Source organism: Streptomyces musisoli, from assembly GCF_016741855.1.
Classification (GTDB): Bacteria; Actinomycetota; Actinomycetes; order Streptomycetales; family Streptomycetaceae; genus Streptomyces; species Streptomyces musisoli.
Genome location: NZ_JAERRH010000006.1, coordinates 117,879 through 134,932, shown reverse-complemented (window position 1 = coordinate 134,932; position 17,054 = coordinate 117,879). Strand labels below are relative to the sequence as shown.

At 72.1% G+C, this 17,054-nt stretch carries 11 protein-coding genes and 1 pseudogene; 3 read left to right on the top strand and 9 right to left on the bottom strand.

Annotated elements, in window-relative coordinates; genetic code table 11:
- Positions 1–2: 2 nt before the first annotated feature.
- A complete protein-coding gene (locus tag JK361_RS18305) occupies positions 3–971 on the bottom strand; it encodes a cyclase family protein (RefSeq protein ID WP_201819144.1) in 969 nt (322 codons plus the stop codon).
- Positions 972–1,187: 216 nt separating this feature from the next.
- Between JK361_RS18305 and JK361_RS18300 the strand changes: the two genes are divergently transcribed.
- Positions 1,188–3,266: a SpoIIE family protein phosphatase gene (locus JK361_RS18300; RefSeq protein WP_201819138.1), complete on the top strand. Its 2,079-nt coding sequence runs from the start codon at positions 1,188–1,190 to the stop codon at positions 3,264–3,266.
- 138 nt (positions 3,267–3,404) lie between these two features.
- Here JK361_RS18300 and JK361_RS18295 read toward each other — a convergent pair.
- Positions 3,405–3,718: pseudogene (locus tag JK361_RS18295) on the bottom strand (DUF7873 family protein); the annotation flags it as partial.
- A gap of 372 nt (positions 3,719–4,090) precedes the next feature.
- Between JK361_RS18295 and JK361_RS18290 the strand changes: the two are divergent.
- On the top strand, positions 4,091–5,302 hold the full coding sequence (locus JK361_RS18290; protein ID WP_201819136.1) for a S8 family peptidase: 1,212 nt from the start codon (positions 4,091–4,093) through the stop codon (positions 5,300–5,302).
- Positions 5,303–5,415: 113 nt separating this feature from the next.
- On the opposite strand, the gene JK361_RS18285 is transcribed toward JK361_RS18290, so the two are convergent.
- On the bottom strand, positions 5,416–7,476 hold the full coding sequence (locus JK361_RS18285; RefSeq protein ID WP_201819889.1) for a galactose-binding domain-containing protein: 2,061 nt from the start codon (positions 7,474–7,476) through the stop codon (positions 5,416–5,418).
- A gap of 317 nt (positions 7,477–7,793) precedes the next feature.
- On the opposite strand from JK361_RS18285, the gene msrA reads away from it, so the two are divergent.
- On the top strand, positions 7,794–8,315 hold the full coding sequence (gene msrA / locus JK361_RS18280) for a peptide-methionine (S)-S-oxide reductase MsrA (protein ID WP_201819135.1): 522 nt from the start codon (positions 7,794–7,796) through the stop codon (positions 8,313–8,315).
- 85 nt (positions 8,316–8,400) lie between these two features.
- Here the strand turns inward: msrA and JK361_RS18275 are convergent, their stop codons facing one another.
- The 6 genes from JK361_RS18275 to JK361_RS18250 form a co-directional block, all read right to left on the bottom strand.
- Positions 8,401–9,474: a fatty acid desaturase family protein gene (locus JK361_RS18275; protein WP_201819133.1), complete on the bottom strand. Its 1,074-nt coding sequence runs from the start codon at positions 9,472–9,474 to the stop codon at positions 8,401–8,403.
- Between the two features lie 107 nt (positions 9,475–9,581).
- On the bottom strand, positions 9,582–10,454 hold the full coding sequence (locus JK361_RS18270; protein ID WP_201819131.1) for an LLM class F420-dependent oxidoreductase: 873 nt from the start codon (positions 10,452–10,454) through the stop codon (positions 9,582–9,584).
- Between the two features lie 201 nt (positions 10,455–10,655).
- Entirely contained in the window at positions 10,656–11,834 is a 1,179-nt protein-coding gene (locus tag JK361_RS18265; RefSeq protein WP_201819129.1) for a phosphatidylinositol-specific phospholipase C domain-containing protein, read from the bottom strand.
- Positions 11,835–11,914: 80 nt separating this feature from the next.
- Positions 11,915–13,594, bottom strand: coding sequence for an MFS transporter (locus JK361_RS18260; RefSeq protein ID WP_307787268.1), 1,680 nt, complete (start codon positions 13,592–13,594; stop codon positions 11,915–11,917).
- Positions 13,595–13,602: 8 nt separating this feature from the next.
- Positions 13,603–15,612: a PEP/pyruvate-binding domain-containing protein gene (locus tag JK361_RS18255; protein WP_201819127.1), complete on the bottom strand. Its 2,010-nt coding sequence runs from the start codon at positions 15,610–15,612 to the stop codon at positions 13,603–13,605.
- Complete coding sequence (locus JK361_RS18250) at positions 15,609–16,982, bottom strand: ATP-grasp domain-containing protein (protein ID WP_201819125.1); 1,374 nt, start codon at positions 16,980–16,982, stop codon at positions 15,609–15,611. The genes JK361_RS18255 and JK361_RS18250 overlap by 4 nt, the downstream gene beginning before the upstream one ends.
- Positions 16,983–17,054 lie beyond the last annotated feature (72 nt).

The window sequence follows — 17,054 nt, the reverse complement described above, 5'->3', positions numbered from 1 at the left end:
GGTCAGAGGACCGCCACCGGGTTGACGGGCGAACCCGTCCCGCCCGGCACGTTCAGCGGCGCCACGACCAGCAGGAACTCGTACCGTCCGGCCTCCGCGGTCGCCGCGGAGAGGGCTTCCAGGTCGAGGTTGTCCAGCAGCGGTACCCCCATCGCGGCCACGGCGAGGGCGTGGACCGGCGAGTGCACACCCTCCACGGGGGAGGGCCGGACGTCGCTGTCGCCGTCGCCTCCGAGCAGTGCGACGCCGCGCTCGGCCAGCAGCGGTACGGCGTCCACGTGGAGGCCCGCGCTCGCCGTGTCGGGATCCCAGGCCCCCAGCTCCGTGCGGCGGCGGACGTGCCCGGACCGCAGAAGCACCGCGTCGCCCTCGCCGATGGTCACGCCGAGCGCCCGCTCCGCGGCCGTGACGTCCTCCGCGTGCACGGCTCGCCCCGGCTCCAGCCAGCGGACCGAGAGGACGGCGGGCAGGTCGAGGAGGACGCCCCGGGCGACGAGGGGCCCGAGCGCCGACACCGCTCCGAAGCGGGCACCCGCGGCACCGACGACATCGCCGGCCGTCCGGCCGTCGTAGAGCCGTCCCCGGTAGGCGATGTGGCTCAGGGCGTCGAGATGCGTGACCCCCTTGCCGTGGTAGTCGGCGGCGATGAAGTCCTTGTGGGTGGAGGGTTCCGGGCTCTCCACGTCACCGAGATCGGTCATGTGGTGCAGGGCGGGTCTGCGGTTGTCGGGTCCGGGCCGCGTGTTCCAGGGCAGCGCCAACGGGACGACCACCCCGGAGCGCACCGCGGCCGTGGCCCGCCGCACATGGTCCGCGGTCACCCGGTTCCAGGCACCGCGGTCGGCCGGGTCCCAGCGGCCCCAGGTGCGGAGCGACGCGAAGAGCGCGTCGAAATCCCGGCGGGAGACGGCGGGCCCGTTGCCGGCCGCGGCCGGTCCGGGGCCGGGAGCACCGGCGGACCTCGAAGTCATGTCCACCACCCACCGTTCTCCGGCCGCGACGGGCCGGAGCGAGGCACTCGTGATCGGCTCCAGCCTCGCACAGCCCGCGCCCCCGGGCCCGGGGAGCCGGGGACGGCGGCGATGAGACCGTGGATGTGCGCCGCACCGGTCCGGGACGACCATGGACGGGGAAATGCCGCCGGCGGTGCACGAGCCATGGCACCGGGCGGGAGGGAAGATGAGGGCATGGGCACCACGGATTTCTCCCGGGGAGTCGACGGCCGGTCGCTGACCGGCCCCGCCGCACCGCCCAGTGGCCTGCTCGATCTGCTCAGCGTCGCCGCGGTGGTACTGAACGCGGACGGCCAGGTGGTCTTCTGGAGCTCGAAGGCCGAGGAACTGTTCGGCTACACCGCGGCGGAGGCGCTCGGCCGGTACGCGGCCGACCTGACGGTCCACGAGGAGCACCGGGACGCGGTGATCAAGCTGTTCGCCGAGGTCATGGAAACCGGCACCGACTGGGCCGGGGCCCTGCCGATCCGGCACAAGAACGGCAGCACCCGCCTGGTGGAGTTCCGCAACATGCGACTGCTCGACGACCTCGGTGACACCTACGCCCTGGGCCTCGCCGCGGACCAGGCCGCCGTGGAGCGGGTCGAGCGGGACGCCGCGCTGGCCGTGCGTCTGGTCTCCCAGTCCCCGGTCGGGCTGGCCATCCTGGACCCGGACCTGCGGTACGTGGCCGTCAACCCGGCTCTGGAACGCATCACCGGCCAGTCCGCCGCCGAGCGGCTCGGCCGGTCGGCCGGCGAGGTCCTCACCTATCTGAACACGGACCCCGAAGCGCGTCTGCGCCATGTCCTGGAGACGGGCGAGTCGGTCGTGGACCGGGACATCGTCTGCCGGCCCCCCGTCGACCCGGACCACGAACACGCCTGGTCCGTCTCGTACTACCGGCTGGAGGACTCCGGCGGACGCGTGCTGGGCCTGGCCTACTCCGTCATCGACGTCACCGAGCGCCATCGGGCCGCCGCCGAGGCGGCACAGGCCCGGCAACGGCTGGCGCTGATCGCGAGCGCCTCCGCCTGTGTGGGGACCACCCTCGACCTGGAGACCACGGCGCGTGAGCTGGCCGACCTCGTCGTACCGGTCGTGGCCGACGTGGCCGCGGTGGACCTGCTCGACAGCGTTCTGCGCGGCCGGACCGCCTCGCCCGAGGGTCCGGCCCGCTTCCGCGCCCTCGCCGTCAGCGCGGCCCACTCCACGCAGGCCGCCGACGCGGCCGACCCGCCGGGGGGACTCGCCACCTACGAGAGCGACCGGCTGATCACCCGGTGCGTGCGTACCCGCGAACCGGTGCTGGTGCCGCACACCACGCGCCGGGACCTGGAGCGCATCGCCCGCCACGGCGAGGCCGCCTCCCTCCTGGAGGCCGCCGGAGTGCACTCGTACCTGGCGGTGCCGCTGATGGCACGAGGCGAAGTCCTGGGCGCCCTCGACCTCGTGCGCACCCGCAATCCCGCGCCCTTCGACGACGACGACGTGCTGCTCGCCTCCGAGCTGGCCGCCCGGGCCGCGGTCTGCATCGACAACGCCCGCGGGTACCAGACCCAGCGCCACGCGGCCCTCACCCTCCAGCGCAGCCTGCTTCCCGAACTCCCCTCACATCTGCCGGGCCTGGAGGTCGCCTGCCGCTACCAGCCCGCCGGCGCCACCAGCGAGATCGGCGGTGACTGGTACGACGCCATACCGCTGCGGGGGGACAAGACCGCCCTGGTGGTCGGGGACGTCATGGGCAGCGGCATCAACGCCGCCGCCGCCATGGGCCAACTCCGCACCGCGACCCGAGCGTTCGCCGAAATCGATCTCGCCCCGGCCGATGTCCTGTACCACCTGGACCACCTGACCGAAGGGATCGAGCAGACCATCACCACCTGCATCTACTGCGTCTGCGACCCCCGCCAGGGCCGGTGCCGCCTGTGCCTGGCCGGCCATCTGCCTCCCGCCCTGCTGCGGGCCGGCCGGCCGGCGCGGCTTCTCGACCTGCCCACCGGTGCGCCGCTGGGCGTCGGCGGGGTCCCCTTCCAGGCCACCACGATCCCGTTCCGCCCCGGCGACGAGCTGGTCCTCTACACCGACGGTCTGGTCGAGACGCGGAGCGAGTCCATCGACGCCCGGCTCGGCACCCTGCTGGACGCCCTCACCGAGACGCGTGGCCGCGACCTGGAAGACACCTGCGACCGCCTGCTGGAGATCCTGCGGCCGCCCGGCGGCGAGGACGACGTCGCTCTGCTCATCGCCCGGGCGAGGGCCTGCGACCGGTGACGGACGGCCGGGGCCGGGAACGTGACGGGGCCGGGAACGTGACGGGGGCGGGAGTGGGCGCCGGGAGCGTGACGGGGTCGAGAGTGGGGGCCGGGAGCGTGACGGGGCCGGGGAACGTGGCGGGGCCCGGGAGTCGAGCAGATAGCCGAACACCGCGTCGCCGATCCGCTGGTCGGTGACCTCGGCGCCGTTGGCCTCCTCACGTCGGTCGCCTCCGCCTTGACGTGGTTGCGCGGGACCTTCTTCGTGCGGATCGTGCGGACCGGGTCCGTCTTCCACCAGTCCGTGGAAGGGGCGTGCGACCAGGACTCGGCGGCGTCGAGGGCCGGCAGCTTCCGGACGAACGTGTGCAGGTCGGTGAGCTGCTTCTCCAGGAAGAGGAGGTAGCCGACCGGGACGTCGGCGATGACCGTGCGGCCGTCGACCGTCACGTCCGCGCGGGCCGTGCAGTTCGGTCCCCTTCGAACAGGAGGGAACGTATCCCAGTGGCTCGAACGCCCGCGCGCCCTTCTATCGCCCTGCCGGGGTGATCCGCCAAGCACCGTCCCCCGCCCGGCAGTTCGGCCCACCGCACGTGACCGGCCGGTGAAGAAATCGGCACGGACAATTCTTGACTGTTCCTTGGCGATTCAACCAGCGCCCAGGGCTGCACGTTTGCGCTTCGGTTGCCTCGAATGTGCGTGAGTCCTGTGGAGATTGACCATTGGTGGGGCTGTAGGGGCGCAGCACGGCATTGATCTGCTCGCGACAAGTCGGCACTCTCCGAAGCACGCGCAGCGCTGCCGTTCGAACGCACATCCCCCCACTGCACGAGGAGACCCCTCTTGACGGCGCATCACAAACGCACAGGCAAGGCCAGGACCGTCACCGCGGTCGCGGCCGCCGCGACCGTCGTGGGCACCGCCCTCTACGTGTCCCCCATCGCCCAGGCGGGACAGCCCGCGGAGGGCACGGTCTACGGCCTGAACGCCGAAGGAGCCGTGGCCGGCAGCTACATCGTGCTGCTGGACCAGAAGGCGTCCGCGGCCGAGAAGCAGGAGCTGGCCACGGAGTACGGCGGCGAGATCAGCCGGACCTTCGGCTCGGCGGTCAACGGCTTCTCCGCCGGCAGCCTCACCCAGACGGAGGCCAAGCGCCTGGCCGCCGACCCCGCGGTGGCCACGGTGGTCCAGAACAAGAAGTTCCACATCGACGCCACCCAGGACAAGCCGCCGTCCTGGGGTCTGGACCGCATCGACCAGAAGGACACGGCCGGCGACGGCAAGTACACCTACCCGGACAAGGGCGGGGAGGGGGTGACCGCGTACGTCATCGACACCGGCGTACGCATCAGCCACAAGGACTTCGAGGGCCGCGCCGTCTACGGGTTCGACGCCGTCGACAAGGACGACAAGGCCGACGACGGCAACGGTCACGGCACCCACGTGGCGGGAACCATCGCCGGTGCCGCCCACGGCGTGGCCAAGAAGGCCAAGATCGTCGCGGTCAGAGTCCTCGACGACAACGGCTCCGGAACCACGGAGCAGGTCGTCGCCGGCATCGACTGGGTGACCAAGAACCACCAGGGGCCGTCGGTGGCCAACATGAGCCTCGGCGGAGGCGCCGACCCCGCGCTCGACGAGGCGGTCCGAAAGGCCATCGCCTCGGGCGTCACGTTCGCGGTCGCCGCCGGGAACGAGTCGGTGGACGCGGGGCAGGGTTCGCCCGCCCGCGTCCCCGAGGCCATCACGGTCGCGTCCTCCACCAAGGACGACGCCCAGTCGGACTTCTCCAACTTCGGCAAGACCGTGGACCTGTACGCGCCGGGCTCGGACATCACCTCCGACTGGAACGACGGCGACCAGGCGACCAAGACGATCTCCGGCACCTCCATGGCCACCCCCCACGTCACCGGAGCCGCCGCCGTCTACCTGGCCGGGCACCCGGACGCCACGCCCGCTGAGGTCGCCACCGCGCTCACCGGCGCGGCGACCAGCGACAAGATCACCAACCCGGGCGGCGGAACGCCCAACAAGCTGCTGAAGGTGACCGAGTAGGTCCACCGGGGACAGCATGGCCCGGCGGTGCCGCCCGTACGAACGGCGGCACCGCCGGGCCTCGTCGTCAGCTGCCGCCGACCCTTGCAGTCAGCTGCTGCCGGGCCTTGTCGTCAGCCGCTGTGGACGCCGACCTCGTGCAGCGAGTACCCCCACTTCGTTCCCCGTTCCGTGCCCGCGACGCGGACGTAGCGCGCCGGAGTGCCGGCGAAGCGGACGGTGTCGAGACCGCCGTCACCCGCGGTGGTGGACCAGACCGTCCGCCAGTTCGCACCGTCCGTCGAGAGCTGGACGCTGTACGACTTCCCGTACGCGCGCTCCCAGTCGAGCGTGACCTGTCCGACCCGGTGGGTGGAGCCCAGGTCGATCCGCAGCCACTGGTCGTCGCTCCACTCGCTGGCCCAGCGGGTGTCCCGGGTGCCGTCGACGGCGCGGCTCGGCGCGAAGCTGGTGAACGGGTTCCACCACTCCGTCGAACTGGCCGTCGCCGACGCCCCCTTGGCGAGGTTGACCGCCGCCTGGTGCCGCTCGGTCGCTCCCCATGTGTCGAGGTAGGATTCGGCGCCCCTGAAGAGGTCGTTCACCACACTCTGGCCCCCGACGAGCCTGATGTCCTCGATCCAGTCCGGGACGAGGCCGTAGTGCGCGGCGCCGTCGGTGTTCAGGTCCCAGGTGCGCTCACCGGTGGTCTGCCGGTCGATGAGGGAGCCCCCGTCGACACTGCGGAAAGGATAGGTGACCTTGTTGGGCGCGTCGGCGCCCCGGGGGCCCGGCCAGCCTCCGACACCGTTCATGTCCGTGCCGTAGCCGTATCCGACGCCGTACTTGTCCCGCAGCGCCTTGGTGCGGTTCGCCTCGGCGACGAATCCCTCGGAGCCGTTCATGTACTGGGCGATGAAGCCGCCGAGGCCATAGACCCGTCCGGTCCAGTTCAGGTCCATCCAGCTGTGCGAGGAGATCACGCCGGGGTACGACTCGGACTCGAGGATGTCGAGCGCGCGGCCGACGGCCTTGACGCTCATGTGGTCGATCTCCAGCATCATCTTGCGCTTCATCATGCCCCGCACGGCGTACTCGCCGAGGTCGGTGAGTCCCCGGACGTTGCACTGCGCGTCGGAGTCGTACGAGGGGACGCTCACGCCCGCCGGGAGTTTCGCCTCGGCCCCGGGCGCCGCGGCCGAGCCGATGGGGTTGTCGTGCTGCGGGCCCGTGCACTTCTCCGTCTTCCAGAAGGTGCCGGTGGACAGGAACTGCCCGACGTTGATGGCCGTTCCGAGGCTGCCCGAGTCGAAGCGGACGCCGCACAGCGCGTTGTCGAACTTGTGGCACAGGAACATGCTGCGCACACCCAGCGCGTACAGCTCGTCCAGGCCGGCGTCGATGTCCGCCTTGTCGCACTGCGCGACGTCCAGGATCTGCTTGCAGCCGAAGGGCTCGGAGGTCTCCACGCCCAGGACGACCGCCAGCTTGCCCTGCTCGATGACGTCCCGGGCCTGCGCGCTGTCGGTGACGATCCGGAACCAGCCCTTGCCCGGGCCGCCGTACATCCTGTCGACGTAGGCCTGGAGGTCGTACGTCATCTTCGCCTGGAGCCGGATGGACGTCATCTCGTCGCAGCTGCGGTCCTTGAAGAAGTACACCGAGCAGATGACCCCGTTGGTGACGAGGTCGTTGACCAGCACCCGCTGGCCGCCGCGCCAGGCCCGCTCCACCCACGCGTAGTAGTTCTGCTGGTGGGTCAGCGAGTCGTGTGCGGGCCAGTCCTTGAAGGTGGGCCAGCCGACCGGGTCGTGCCTGCCGTCACCGCCCTTGGTGATGAAGTCGAAGACGGCGAGCGAGCCGTCGGGGTAGTGCTCGGGACAGTCCTTGAGGGCGTCGGCGATGCCGGCCTCGGAGAACACCTTGCCGCAGATGAGGCGCCCGCCGAAGGCCTCGTTGGCGAACAGGTGGTCGTGGGCGTCGGCGAACCCGCGCACCTCGCCCTTGGCGTCGGTGCCCGTGAACGGCGCACCCGTGACGTTGATCCCGGAGTCCGGCGCCGGTCGCGCGCCCGGGACCCACCACTCGTTACCGGCCGCCGTGGCCGGGGCGGGGCCGAGCACGACGGCCAGTACGAGGAGGAGCAGTGACACTACGGTGACGCCTTTGCGTCGGTCGTACGGGCGGCTGGTCATGGCCACGGCCCACGTCCCTCGGTCGGCGGGATGCGCGGTCGACCGACGAGGGGGTCAGCGCCCGCAGGCACTCGCGCACACCGATTTGTCATGTCTATGTAATGCGTGCGCCATGAGGATCGCCAGTGCCGCCGTACGAGTCAAGAGCCGGGCTCCGGGTGATGGCCGCGGGGGCCCGCCGCCGGCCGACCGGGCGCGGGCTCCAGGGGCACCGGCCCATTCGAGGGTTACTCACAGGTGGTAATAAGCTGGATGAACGTGAAAACCGTACGTATACGACCGCGCCGGACAGCGGCTCGAACGTGAGGGAGTGACCGATGACATCGCAGACCGAGCGAGCCGTGCTGGCGGGCGGTTGTTTCTGGGGCATGCAGGACCTGATCCGCAAGCAGCCGGGCGTGGTGTCCACCCGCGTCGGGTACAGCGGCGGCGACACGCCCGACGCCACGTACCGCAACCACGGGGACCACGCCGAGGCGATCGAGATCCTCTTCGATCCCATGACCACCAGCTACCGCGACGTCCTGGAGTTCTTCTTCCAGATCCACGACCCGACCACCAGGGACCGCCAGGGCAACGACATCGGGCGCAGCTACCGGTCCGCCATCTACTACGCCGACGAGGAACAGCAGCGGATCGCCCTCGACACCATCGCGGACGTCGAGGCGAGCGGCCTGTGGCCGGGCAAGGTGGTCACCGAGGTGGAGCCCGTGGGCGACTTCTGGGAGGCCGAGCCCGAGCACCAGGACTATCTGGAACGCTACCCGAACGGCTACACCTGCCACTTCCCGCGGCCGAACTGGAAGCTGCCGCGCCGGGCCTCGTCCCCGCAGAGCTGAGGCGCCGGCCCCGCCGGGCTGCCGCCGCCCCGTGAGCACGAATCCCCCTCCGCACGAGCCTCGTCGCGCGGAGGGGGATTCGTGCTCACGCCCTGCGCTGCTGCCGGATCGGCGCTCCCACACGGTGCAGGTGCGTCAGGGCCTCGCGGTAGGACTGGATCAGTCCGGTCTCGTGGTACGGCACCCCTGTCTCGGCGCAGTACCGGCGCACGATCACCTGGGCCCGGCGCAGATGGACCGTGGGCATGCTCGGGAACAGGTGGTGCTCTATCTGATAGTTGAGGCCGCCCAGCATCACGTCGGTGAACCGGCCGCCACGCACGTTGCGGGACGTCAGGACCTGGCGTCGCAGGAAGTCGAGCCGCTGCTCACCGGTGAGCGTCGGCATGCCCTTGTGGTTGGGAGCGAAGGTGCATCCCAGGTAGACGCCGAACAGGCACTGGTTCACGGCGAGGAACGCCACCGCCTTGCCCGGGGAGAGCACCAGGAACAGGGCGGACAGGAAGGCGGCCATGTGCAGCAGGAGCAGGACGCCCTCCAGCAACCGGTTCTTCATGAACGGTGAGCGCAGCGCCCGCACGCTCGCGACGTGCAGATTGAAGCCTTCCAGGGTCAGCAACGGGAAGAACAGCAGTGCCTGGTGACCGCCGAGGAGGCGGGCCGGGCCCCGGCTGGCACGAGCCTGTTCGGCGGACCACACCAGGATGTCCGGGGCGACGTCGGGGTCGAGTTCCTCGTGGTTGGGATGGGCGTGGTGGCGGGTGTGCTTGTTCATCCACCACCCGTAGCTCATGCCGATGCCGAGATTGCCGAACAGCCGCCCGCCGATCTCGCTGTGCCGGCGCCGTCTGAAGACCTGCCGGTGCGCCAGATCGTGCGCCACCAGAGCCACCTGCCCGAACACCAGGGCCAGGAAGGCGGCCACGGCCAGCTGCCACCAGGTGTCGCCGAGGGCGAAGAAGGCACCCCAGCCGGCGGCGAACGAACCGGTCACGAGAGCGAGCCGCACCGCGTAATAGCCGGGGCGCCGCTGCAGCAGACCGGCCTCGGCGATCCGTCGGGACAGTCCGGCGAAGTCGCTGCCGGCACCCGGGTGGGAGGCGCCCGCATCGACGGCGGAGCGGCGGGTGCCGGCAGGGGCGTCGGGGGAGAACGTCATGCCGAGAATTCTGGAGAGGTCCTACGCCCCGCGGAATCCTGCCGGCCACCGTATGCGCACGAGGCCTCACCCCACCCCGCAGCCGGGGGTTTTCCCCCGGAGCCCGCTCAGGAACGGGCGGGTGCCAGCCATCGGCCGGCGAGGCCCGCGACCCACCGCGTGGCCTCCTCGGGTGTCGCGGGCGGTGCCTCGACGACGACGAGTTCCGTCACACCGGCCCGGGCGAGGCCGGGCAGCAGTTCCGGGGCGGCGTCGGTCAGCGCGACCGCCATCCCGACCTCGCCCGGCGGACGGTTGCGCTCGGCGCAGTGCCCGGCGAGCACGGAGGCACGCTCCACGGCCTCGGCGGCCGAGAGGTTGAAGCCGTACCATCCGTCGGCGATCGTCGCGGCCCGGCGCAGCGCCGCGTCGCCGTTGCCGCCCATGACGACGGGGATCCGCCGGTCACGCACCGGCTTGGGGTTGACGCGCACATCACGGAAGCGCACGCATTCCCCCTCGAAGGTGGCCACGTCCTCCCGCCACAGCGTCCGCATCGCCGCGAGGTACTCCTCGGTCCGCCGGCCGCGTCCCGCGAACGGGACGCCCAGGGCGGTGAACTCGTCGGCCGACCAGCCGATACCCACGCCGAGCGTGAACCGCCCGGCCGAGAGGACGTCCAGGGTGGCCGCTTGCTTGGCCACCACCACCGGATTGTGCTCGGGAAGCAGCAGTACTCCGGTGGCCAGTCCGATCCGGTCCGTCACTGCCGCCGCGTAGGACAGGGTGAGCAGGGGATCGAGCCAGTCGGCGTCGGCCGGGACGGCGATCCGGCCGTCGTCGGCGTACGGGTACCGCGAGACCGGGGCGTCGACCAGGACGACGTGCTCGCCCACCCAGAGCCGGCTGAACCCGTGTGCTTCCGCGGCGCGCGCCACGGCCCGGACGATCTCCGGACGAGCGCCGTCGCCGATGCCCAGGGCGTGCAGTCCCACCCGCATGAGTCGCCTCCCTGACGTCCGTGCGGAGTCCGCCGCGCCGGACAGCTCCAGGGCGTGCGGACCAGCGGGAGCGAGAAGGAACCCCGACGGTAACAGCAGCGGCCGGGAACGGCCGTGCGACGTGCCGTCCGGCGTCCGCCGGGCCGGCGTGGGCCCTGCGGACGCCGGACGGGCGTGGGCCCTGCGGACGCCGGACGGGCGTCAGGCGGCGCGGCCCGGCAGGGTGTTGATGTCGATGACGGCCCGTTGGAGGTCGCCTTGCGGCCGGTGGCCCAGGTCGTCGATGGTCACGATGTTCATGTGGCCGGCCGGGCCGGGCGCCCGCCAGTCCGTCCTCAGCTTGGTGACCAGCTGGGAGTTGAGGCCGTTCGCGAGGTGCATGAGGTAGTTGTCGCGGACGGCCGCCGGGAAGAAGGGCGCCAGCAGGCGGATGAGGAACAGCTGGGGTATCTGTACGTCCGGCTGCACGATGCTCGACAGGACGAAGAACCGTCCGGCGTCCGGGCCGGGCTCGCGGTCGAGGGCCGCCTGGTTGAGGGACAGCGTCTGGTCGTAGACCTGCTGTGGCGGGCTTCCGTTGAAGAAGGACTTGAGGATGTCCCACCAGCTGGGGTTCCCCGCCGGGTAGCTGCCGCGGTCGGAGACGCCGTTCGCGTGCCAGGCCCAGGGCCGGTCGACCGTCGCCGACGCGTCGACGAGCACGACGTTCTCGCCGGCCCGCACGAAGTCGCCGTAGGCGGAGGCCGGCGACAGCTCGGTCCGGTCGGCGACGCGGGAGCCGAACAGGGCGTGCAGCCGGTTCAGCGGTTCCGTGGCGTCGGCGCCCGCGGGGGCGGCGGCCGACACACTGATGATGACGACCTCCGAGGGGTGCGCGTCGATCCAGCGGCCGACCGAGGCCGCCTCGCCGGTGGCGTCGTCGAAGAACAGCCCTCCCATCGGGGCGCCGTGGAAGGTCCTCCACTGCCCGCCCTCGTAGCACAGCCGCAGGTCGAGATAGCGGGCGCCCTGGTCGAGCTGTTCGGTGAGACTGCCGCTCTGGGCCCGCGAGATGCTGGCGGCCAGGCGGGGGTCGAGCTTGGCCGCGTCGTAGGACCAGCCGCTGGTGCACAGGCCCGGGTCGGCCGGGATGCTCCAGCTGCCGGAGTCGTGGCTGCCGGGCATCGCGATCCGGTTCAGCGGCCGGCCGTCGAGGTAGCCGCGCATCTCGCCCATCCATCGCGACAGGTCCACCGTCGCCGCGGCGGCCCGGCCGGTCGGCGCGGCTTGCGCGGCCTGCGCCGGTCCGCTGCCGATCAGCAGCGTGGCGACAGCGAGAACCAGGGCGACCAGACCGGCCGCCGATCTTCGTGAGCGGGTGCCGTGCGTTGCACGTCTCATCTCCGTACGCCCTCCTTGGGGGGAAGAGGCCGAGGTCGGGGACAGAGGGTAGGGGGAGCGGGACGACATGCCCAGACCGCTCACGGATGCGGTGCGACACACTCGTCGACCGGCAGGGGCACCGGCTCTTCCGCTTCCCGGAACCTCTCCGCGTCATGCCCCCGCCCCGCGGCCTCGTCCACGCGGCCGGGGGCGGCGCCGGACTCCGGCCCGGACACCGCATGCGGACCGGACACCGAGGCCGGGCCGGACACCGATGCCGGGCCGGTGCCGGAAACCGGGCCGGTGCCGGGGAACGGGCCGACGGGAGGGCCGGACACCGATGCCGGGCCGGTGCCGGAAACCGGGCCGGTGCCGGGGAACGGGCCGACGGGAGAGCCGGACACCGATGCCGGGCCGGTGCCGGGGACCGAGCCCGTGCCGGACGCCGGGCCGACGGGGGAGGCCGGCTCGGACGCGGGCGTCTGCTCGGCGGCCTCCCCGGGCCCGGTCCGCACGCGCGCCCCGCCCTCCGCACGCGGTACCCCCCGGCCCGTCCGGCGCAGCGCCAGATGCAGTACCGGGATCAGGACACAGGTGACCGCGGCGCTCTGCCACAGCAGCGCGTCGAGCCGGCCGGCCGCCAGGTACGCGCCCGCGGCGACCGCGGCCAGCGCGCACACTCCACGGTCCACGATGCTCTCCACGGACAGCAGCGTGGCGCGCGGCGCGTCCGCCGGGATGGCGTCGTTGATGAGCTTGCGCTGCACGGGATAGACGAACCCCGTGATCGCGGCGAACGCGCACAGCAGCGCCACCACGAGCCAGGGCCCGCCGAGAGCGGTGCCCGCCAGGACCACGGCGAGCGCCACGCTCAGCAGGGACACCCACTGGGCCGGGGACAGCCGGCGGCTCAGCCACTGCGGGCGGGCCGACGCGATCGCCTCGGCCACCGTCATGGCCGCGAGCACACTGCCGTGCGTGCCCTCCCCGATCCCGTGGTCCAGCAGCACCGGCTGGAAGAGGTTGACCTGGCAGATACGCGACAGCGTGAACACCGCCACGCCCTGCACCATCAGCAGCGGCAGCCACGGGGAGAGGCGCAGGGCCCGCAGTGCGGCCCCCGTGTCGCGCAGCAGCGCGCTCCGCCGCCCGCGCGCGCCCGGCCCGGTGTCCCCGCCGCGCGGTGCGAGGCGGGGCAGCGCCAGGGCGCAGACCAGCGATCCGGCGGCGCCGACCGCGCTGAGCACGTACGGGGTCGGCGCGGCCAGCGCCATCAACGGGCCGACGAGCGGCCAGCAGACCACCTTGGCGGCCAGCCCGAGGGACCGCGCGGTGCCTTCGGCCCTCAGGTAGTGGGCCTCCGCTCCCTCGGCGCGCAGACCGTCGTAGAGATAGGCGCTCGCCGCGCCCGAGGTGAGCGAGCGGCCGGCCGCGATGGCGAGGAAGTGGACGAGGAAACCGGTGTACGACGGGGCCAGCACCGGTGCCATGTTCGCCGCCGTCATGACGACGGCGCCCGCACGCAGGCAGTTGCGGGCGCCGATACGGTCGGCGATGACACCGGTCGGAATCTCGAACAGGCAGAACGCGATGTAGTAGATGCTCTGGATGCCGAAGATCTGGTTGTCGGACAGGCCGGCGTCGCGTTGGTAGGCGTAGAAGACCGGCATCCACCACAGCAGGTTGAACAGCAGCTGGAACCCGTTGTTCAGGCGGATGATCCGACGGGCCACCGGGGAGGCGACCGGTTCGGCCCTGCGGTGCCACGGCGCGGGCATACGGCGCCTCACCGGGCGTAGGGGCGGATCTGGACCAGACGGAACGCCCCCTCGTCGGTCATCAGCCACTCGATGTCCAGGGCGTCGTCCGGGTCGTCCGCGCTGAAGTGCGACTGCAACAGGCGCCCGGTGAGGGCCAGTCGGGCGAGCGCCGTGCGGGCCTCCGGTGGCAGGTCCGTGCCCGAGCTGCCGATGTCCAGCGTGCGTCCGCCGCCCTCGACGGTGTTGTACAGGTACTGCTGCGGCAGGATCGTGCCGTCCACCACCCGTTCCGGCGAACCGGGCGTGCAGTTGAGGTACACGTTGCGGAAGTCCTCACGACGGGTCGGGTTGCAGGTCACCAGCACACCTCCGAGGCTCGCGGGCACGTACTCCTGGACGATGACTCCCATGTAGGTGTCGTCCAGGGAGATGCCGACCTGGTGCCGCAGGCGCACACTGCGCGGCGACAGCAGCGAAGCCCACACCTGCCGCACGGCGTCCATGAGCTGCTCCACGCCGCGCACCGTGGTCACCGAGTCGTAGATCCCCGCGGCCGAGAAGCCGGGCAGGTCCTCGGCGTTGGAGGAGGAACGCACCACCATCCGGTGCCCGGCCGGCAGCCCCGGCACCCCCGCCGTGATCGCCCGGGCCACCTCGTCCGGCATCGGCGTGGTGCGCACGAGATGCTGGAGGCTCAGGCACAGCGGGTCCACGATGTCGAACGCCTCGAGTTCCAAGGCCATCTTCAGCTTGCCGATGCCCTGTTGGAGGGCGGGCGAGGAGGTCAGGAACAGGTGGTGCAGGCGGAACGGCAGTGCCACGCCCTCGGGGGCGCGGACGGTCTCCGCCACGCAGCGGGCCGCGGCAGCCCGCAGCCCCTCCGGTGAGCCACCCTGCTCGCCGAGCCGAGTGGCCAGATGGCCGAGGAGATCGCGGCGCGGCGGGCGCGGGCGCGCGTAGAACACCGTCAGGTCGGCCGTGCGGCTGTCCAGGACGTGGTGCAGTTCCCCGAGGTTGGCAGCCTTCGTGCCGTAGCTGTCGCGGTCGGTGCGCCGCAGCCGGTGCAGGGCCAGGACCGGGGCCTCCTCCAGCAGCGGCGTCTCGATGCGGATGCGCTGCTGGTGCCAGGCGGGCTTCTTCAGGTCCGGTGCGGCCGAGAGCGGTTCCAGGGTGATGGAGTCCTCGCGCACCCGGTAGCGCACCCAGGCACCGTCCAGTCCGTCGCGCCGCACGAGGGCGTCGAGGTCGCGGACGATCGCGTTGGGGATGCCCCAGCCCGAGGCCAGCACGTTGGTGTGCGAGAGCGGCGTGGTGGGGGAGGTGTTGATGAAACCGGCGACCCGGGGCACGTCGTCGGGCAGGCGGGGCATGGCGACGATGTCCGCCCAGCCGAGCCGCGGGGCGGCGGCCTCGTACTCGGCCATGGTGCGGAAGTGGCGCAGGCGGCCCTCGGCCTCTCCGGGACTGAGGCAGGTGCGGGTCCGGTTGCCGAGCAGCGCGTGGCTCAGGATCCGGGGGACGCGCGCCTCGGCGATCGAGGCCAGTTCCTGTTCCTGACCGTGGTTGGCGGGCTTCAGCAGCAGCGGCAGACGTCCGTCCACCCGCCCGCGCACGTACAGGTAGAACTCCTCCAGCAGGGCGCCGCCCATGGTGTCCGCCTCGGTGGTCTCCAGCACCAGGAACGGACTCTCGGAACCGTCCGGCTCCTCCTCCGCGTGCAGGGACAACACCCCCAGCAGGAAGCGCCGTTCGGGGGACATGTACACGGACGCGTTGAACGCGTCCAGATCGGCGTCGAGTTCGTCCAGGGTCATGCCGAGGACACGGGTGGCGATGTAGTTCACGTGGAAGGGATGGACCCGGGTGTCGAGCAGGTGCCAGGTGCTCTCGACACGGTCCACCACGACCTTCAGGTACGGGTGTCCGGCCAGGACCCCGGACAGGGTGCGGAACAGCGGCAGCGACAGGTTCGCGCCGACGACGGTCCGGTCCCCGCCCGCCCCCGGAACCTCGGTCTCGCCCAGCGTCAGGGTCATGCCCGCACCCCTTCCGTGACGTACCGCGGCAGGATGCGCGGCATGGCGTCCACGAGGGCGGTGAAGTCGCGGACCACGGCCTGCGGCCGGCCGGCGGACACCAGGCACAGGCCCGCCATGGTGTTGGCGCCCGCGGCCGGATCGTAGACCGGCACCGGTGTGCCGTCCGGCAGCGAACTCTCCCCGACGACGGTCAGCGTGCTGCCCGCGCCGACCGGAGCGGAACGGATCACCGAGGCCGAGTCCCACAGGTGCCGGTGCGGCCACGGGGCACCCGCGCCGTCCACGGCGAGGACGACCAGGGACCCGGCCGCGCCCACGGCGTCCGCGGGCGTCAGCGCCCTGAACGGCCAGCCGGGGGATCCGCCGAGCAACTGCTCGGTGAACATGGCGACCAGATCGAGCCCGAAGACCTCCTCGATCTGCGGCACGGTCATCGCGCCGCCGAAGCGTGCCGCCGTCTCGATCACCCACATGCGGCCGTCCGCACCCAGCTTGATCTCGGTGTGCGTGCCGCAGTTCTCCAGCCCCAGCGCGTCCACGGCCCGGCCGGCCAGTTCCACGATCCGGTCCTGGGCCTCGGTGCCGACCGCGGCCGGCGTGATGCCCGCGCGTTCCGTGAACGGCGCCACCGTGGGCATCCGGCCGCTCAGGCAGACCGGCCGGAAGACGCCCTCCACGACGACGCCCTCGACGCTGACGTAGTCGCCCCAGCCCGATCCCTCGAACCACTCCTCGGCACAGCCGCTGACGATCTCCTCCACGATGAAGTCCTCACCGGCGCCCGCGACGTGCAGCTCCGCGTAGCCGAGCCGCGCCGACTCGGTCATCACCGCATGCGACCGCGCCCAGGCATCCGCGACGTCCTCGGGTCCCGCGAGAATCTGGTGGGCGGTCGAACCGGCGCTCCAGGCCGCCTTCAGCAGCAGGGGGAAGGACAGCTCGGCCGTCGCGGCCTCCAGCTGACCCAGCGTCGCGACGCTGCGGAACCGGGGCTGGGGTATGCCGCGGCGGTGCCAGGCCGCGCGCATCAGACGCTTGTCGCGGGCGAGGGCGGCGGCCGGACCGGCGCCCCGCAGCCCGAGCTGCCGGGAGGCCTCGGCTACCGCGACCACCGCGTACTCCGAGAAGGTGATGACCGCGTCCGCGCCGACCTCGCGGGCGCGGGACGCGATGAGTTCCACCAGGTCGTCCGCGCCCGCGTCCTCGCGTGCGGCGACCGAGGCGCACAGCCCCGCCGCCCGCTCCGCCACACCGGCGGGCAGTTCGCTGAGTGCCAGCAGGTGCACGACGGACCTGGCGGCCACCCTGGTCAGGGCGTACCCCGCCGGGGGCCCGCCCTTCGCATGCACGTACAGCACCTTCGCCACGGAAACCCAACTCCTTCTGTCGTCTCGGCTGTTGCTCCTGCCGCGCGTCGGTTCGCGCGGTGCGCGGCGGGG

Coding starts and splice junctions, on each gene's coding strand:
- JK361_RS18305 (WP_201819144.1), bottom strand. CDS start 971: ATGACTTCGAGGTCCGCCGGTGCTCCCGGCCCCGGACCGGCCGCGGCC.
- JK361_RS18300 (WP_201819138.1), top strand. CDS start 1,188: ATGGGCACCACGGATTTCTCCCGGGGAGTCGACGGCCGGTCGCTGACC.
- JK361_RS18285 (WP_201819889.1), bottom strand. CDS start 7,476: ATGACCAGCCGCCCGTACGACCGACGCAAAGGCGTCACCGTAGTGTCA.
- msrA (WP_201819135.1), top strand. CDS start 7,794: ATGACATCGCAGACCGAGCGAGCCGTGCTGGCGGGCGGTTGTTTCTGG.
- JK361_RS18275 (WP_201819133.1), bottom strand. CDS start 9,474: ATGACGTTCTCCCCCGACGCCCCTGCCGGCACCCGCCGCTCCGCCGTC.
- JK361_RS18270 (WP_201819131.1), bottom strand. CDS start 10,454: ATGCGGGTGGGACTGCACGCCCTGGGCATCGGCGACGGCGCTCGTCCG.
- JK361_RS18265 (WP_201819129.1), bottom strand. CDS start 11,834: ATGAGACGTGCAACGCACGGCACCCGCTCACGAAGATCGGCGGCCGGT.
- JK361_RS18260 (WP_307787268.1), bottom strand. CDS start 13,594: ATGCCCGCGCCGTGGCACCGCAGGGCCGAACCGGTCGCCTCCCCGGTG.
- JK361_RS18255 (WP_201819127.1), bottom strand. CDS start 15,612: ATGACCCTGACGCTGGGCGAGACCGAGGTTCCGGGGGCGGGCGGGGAC.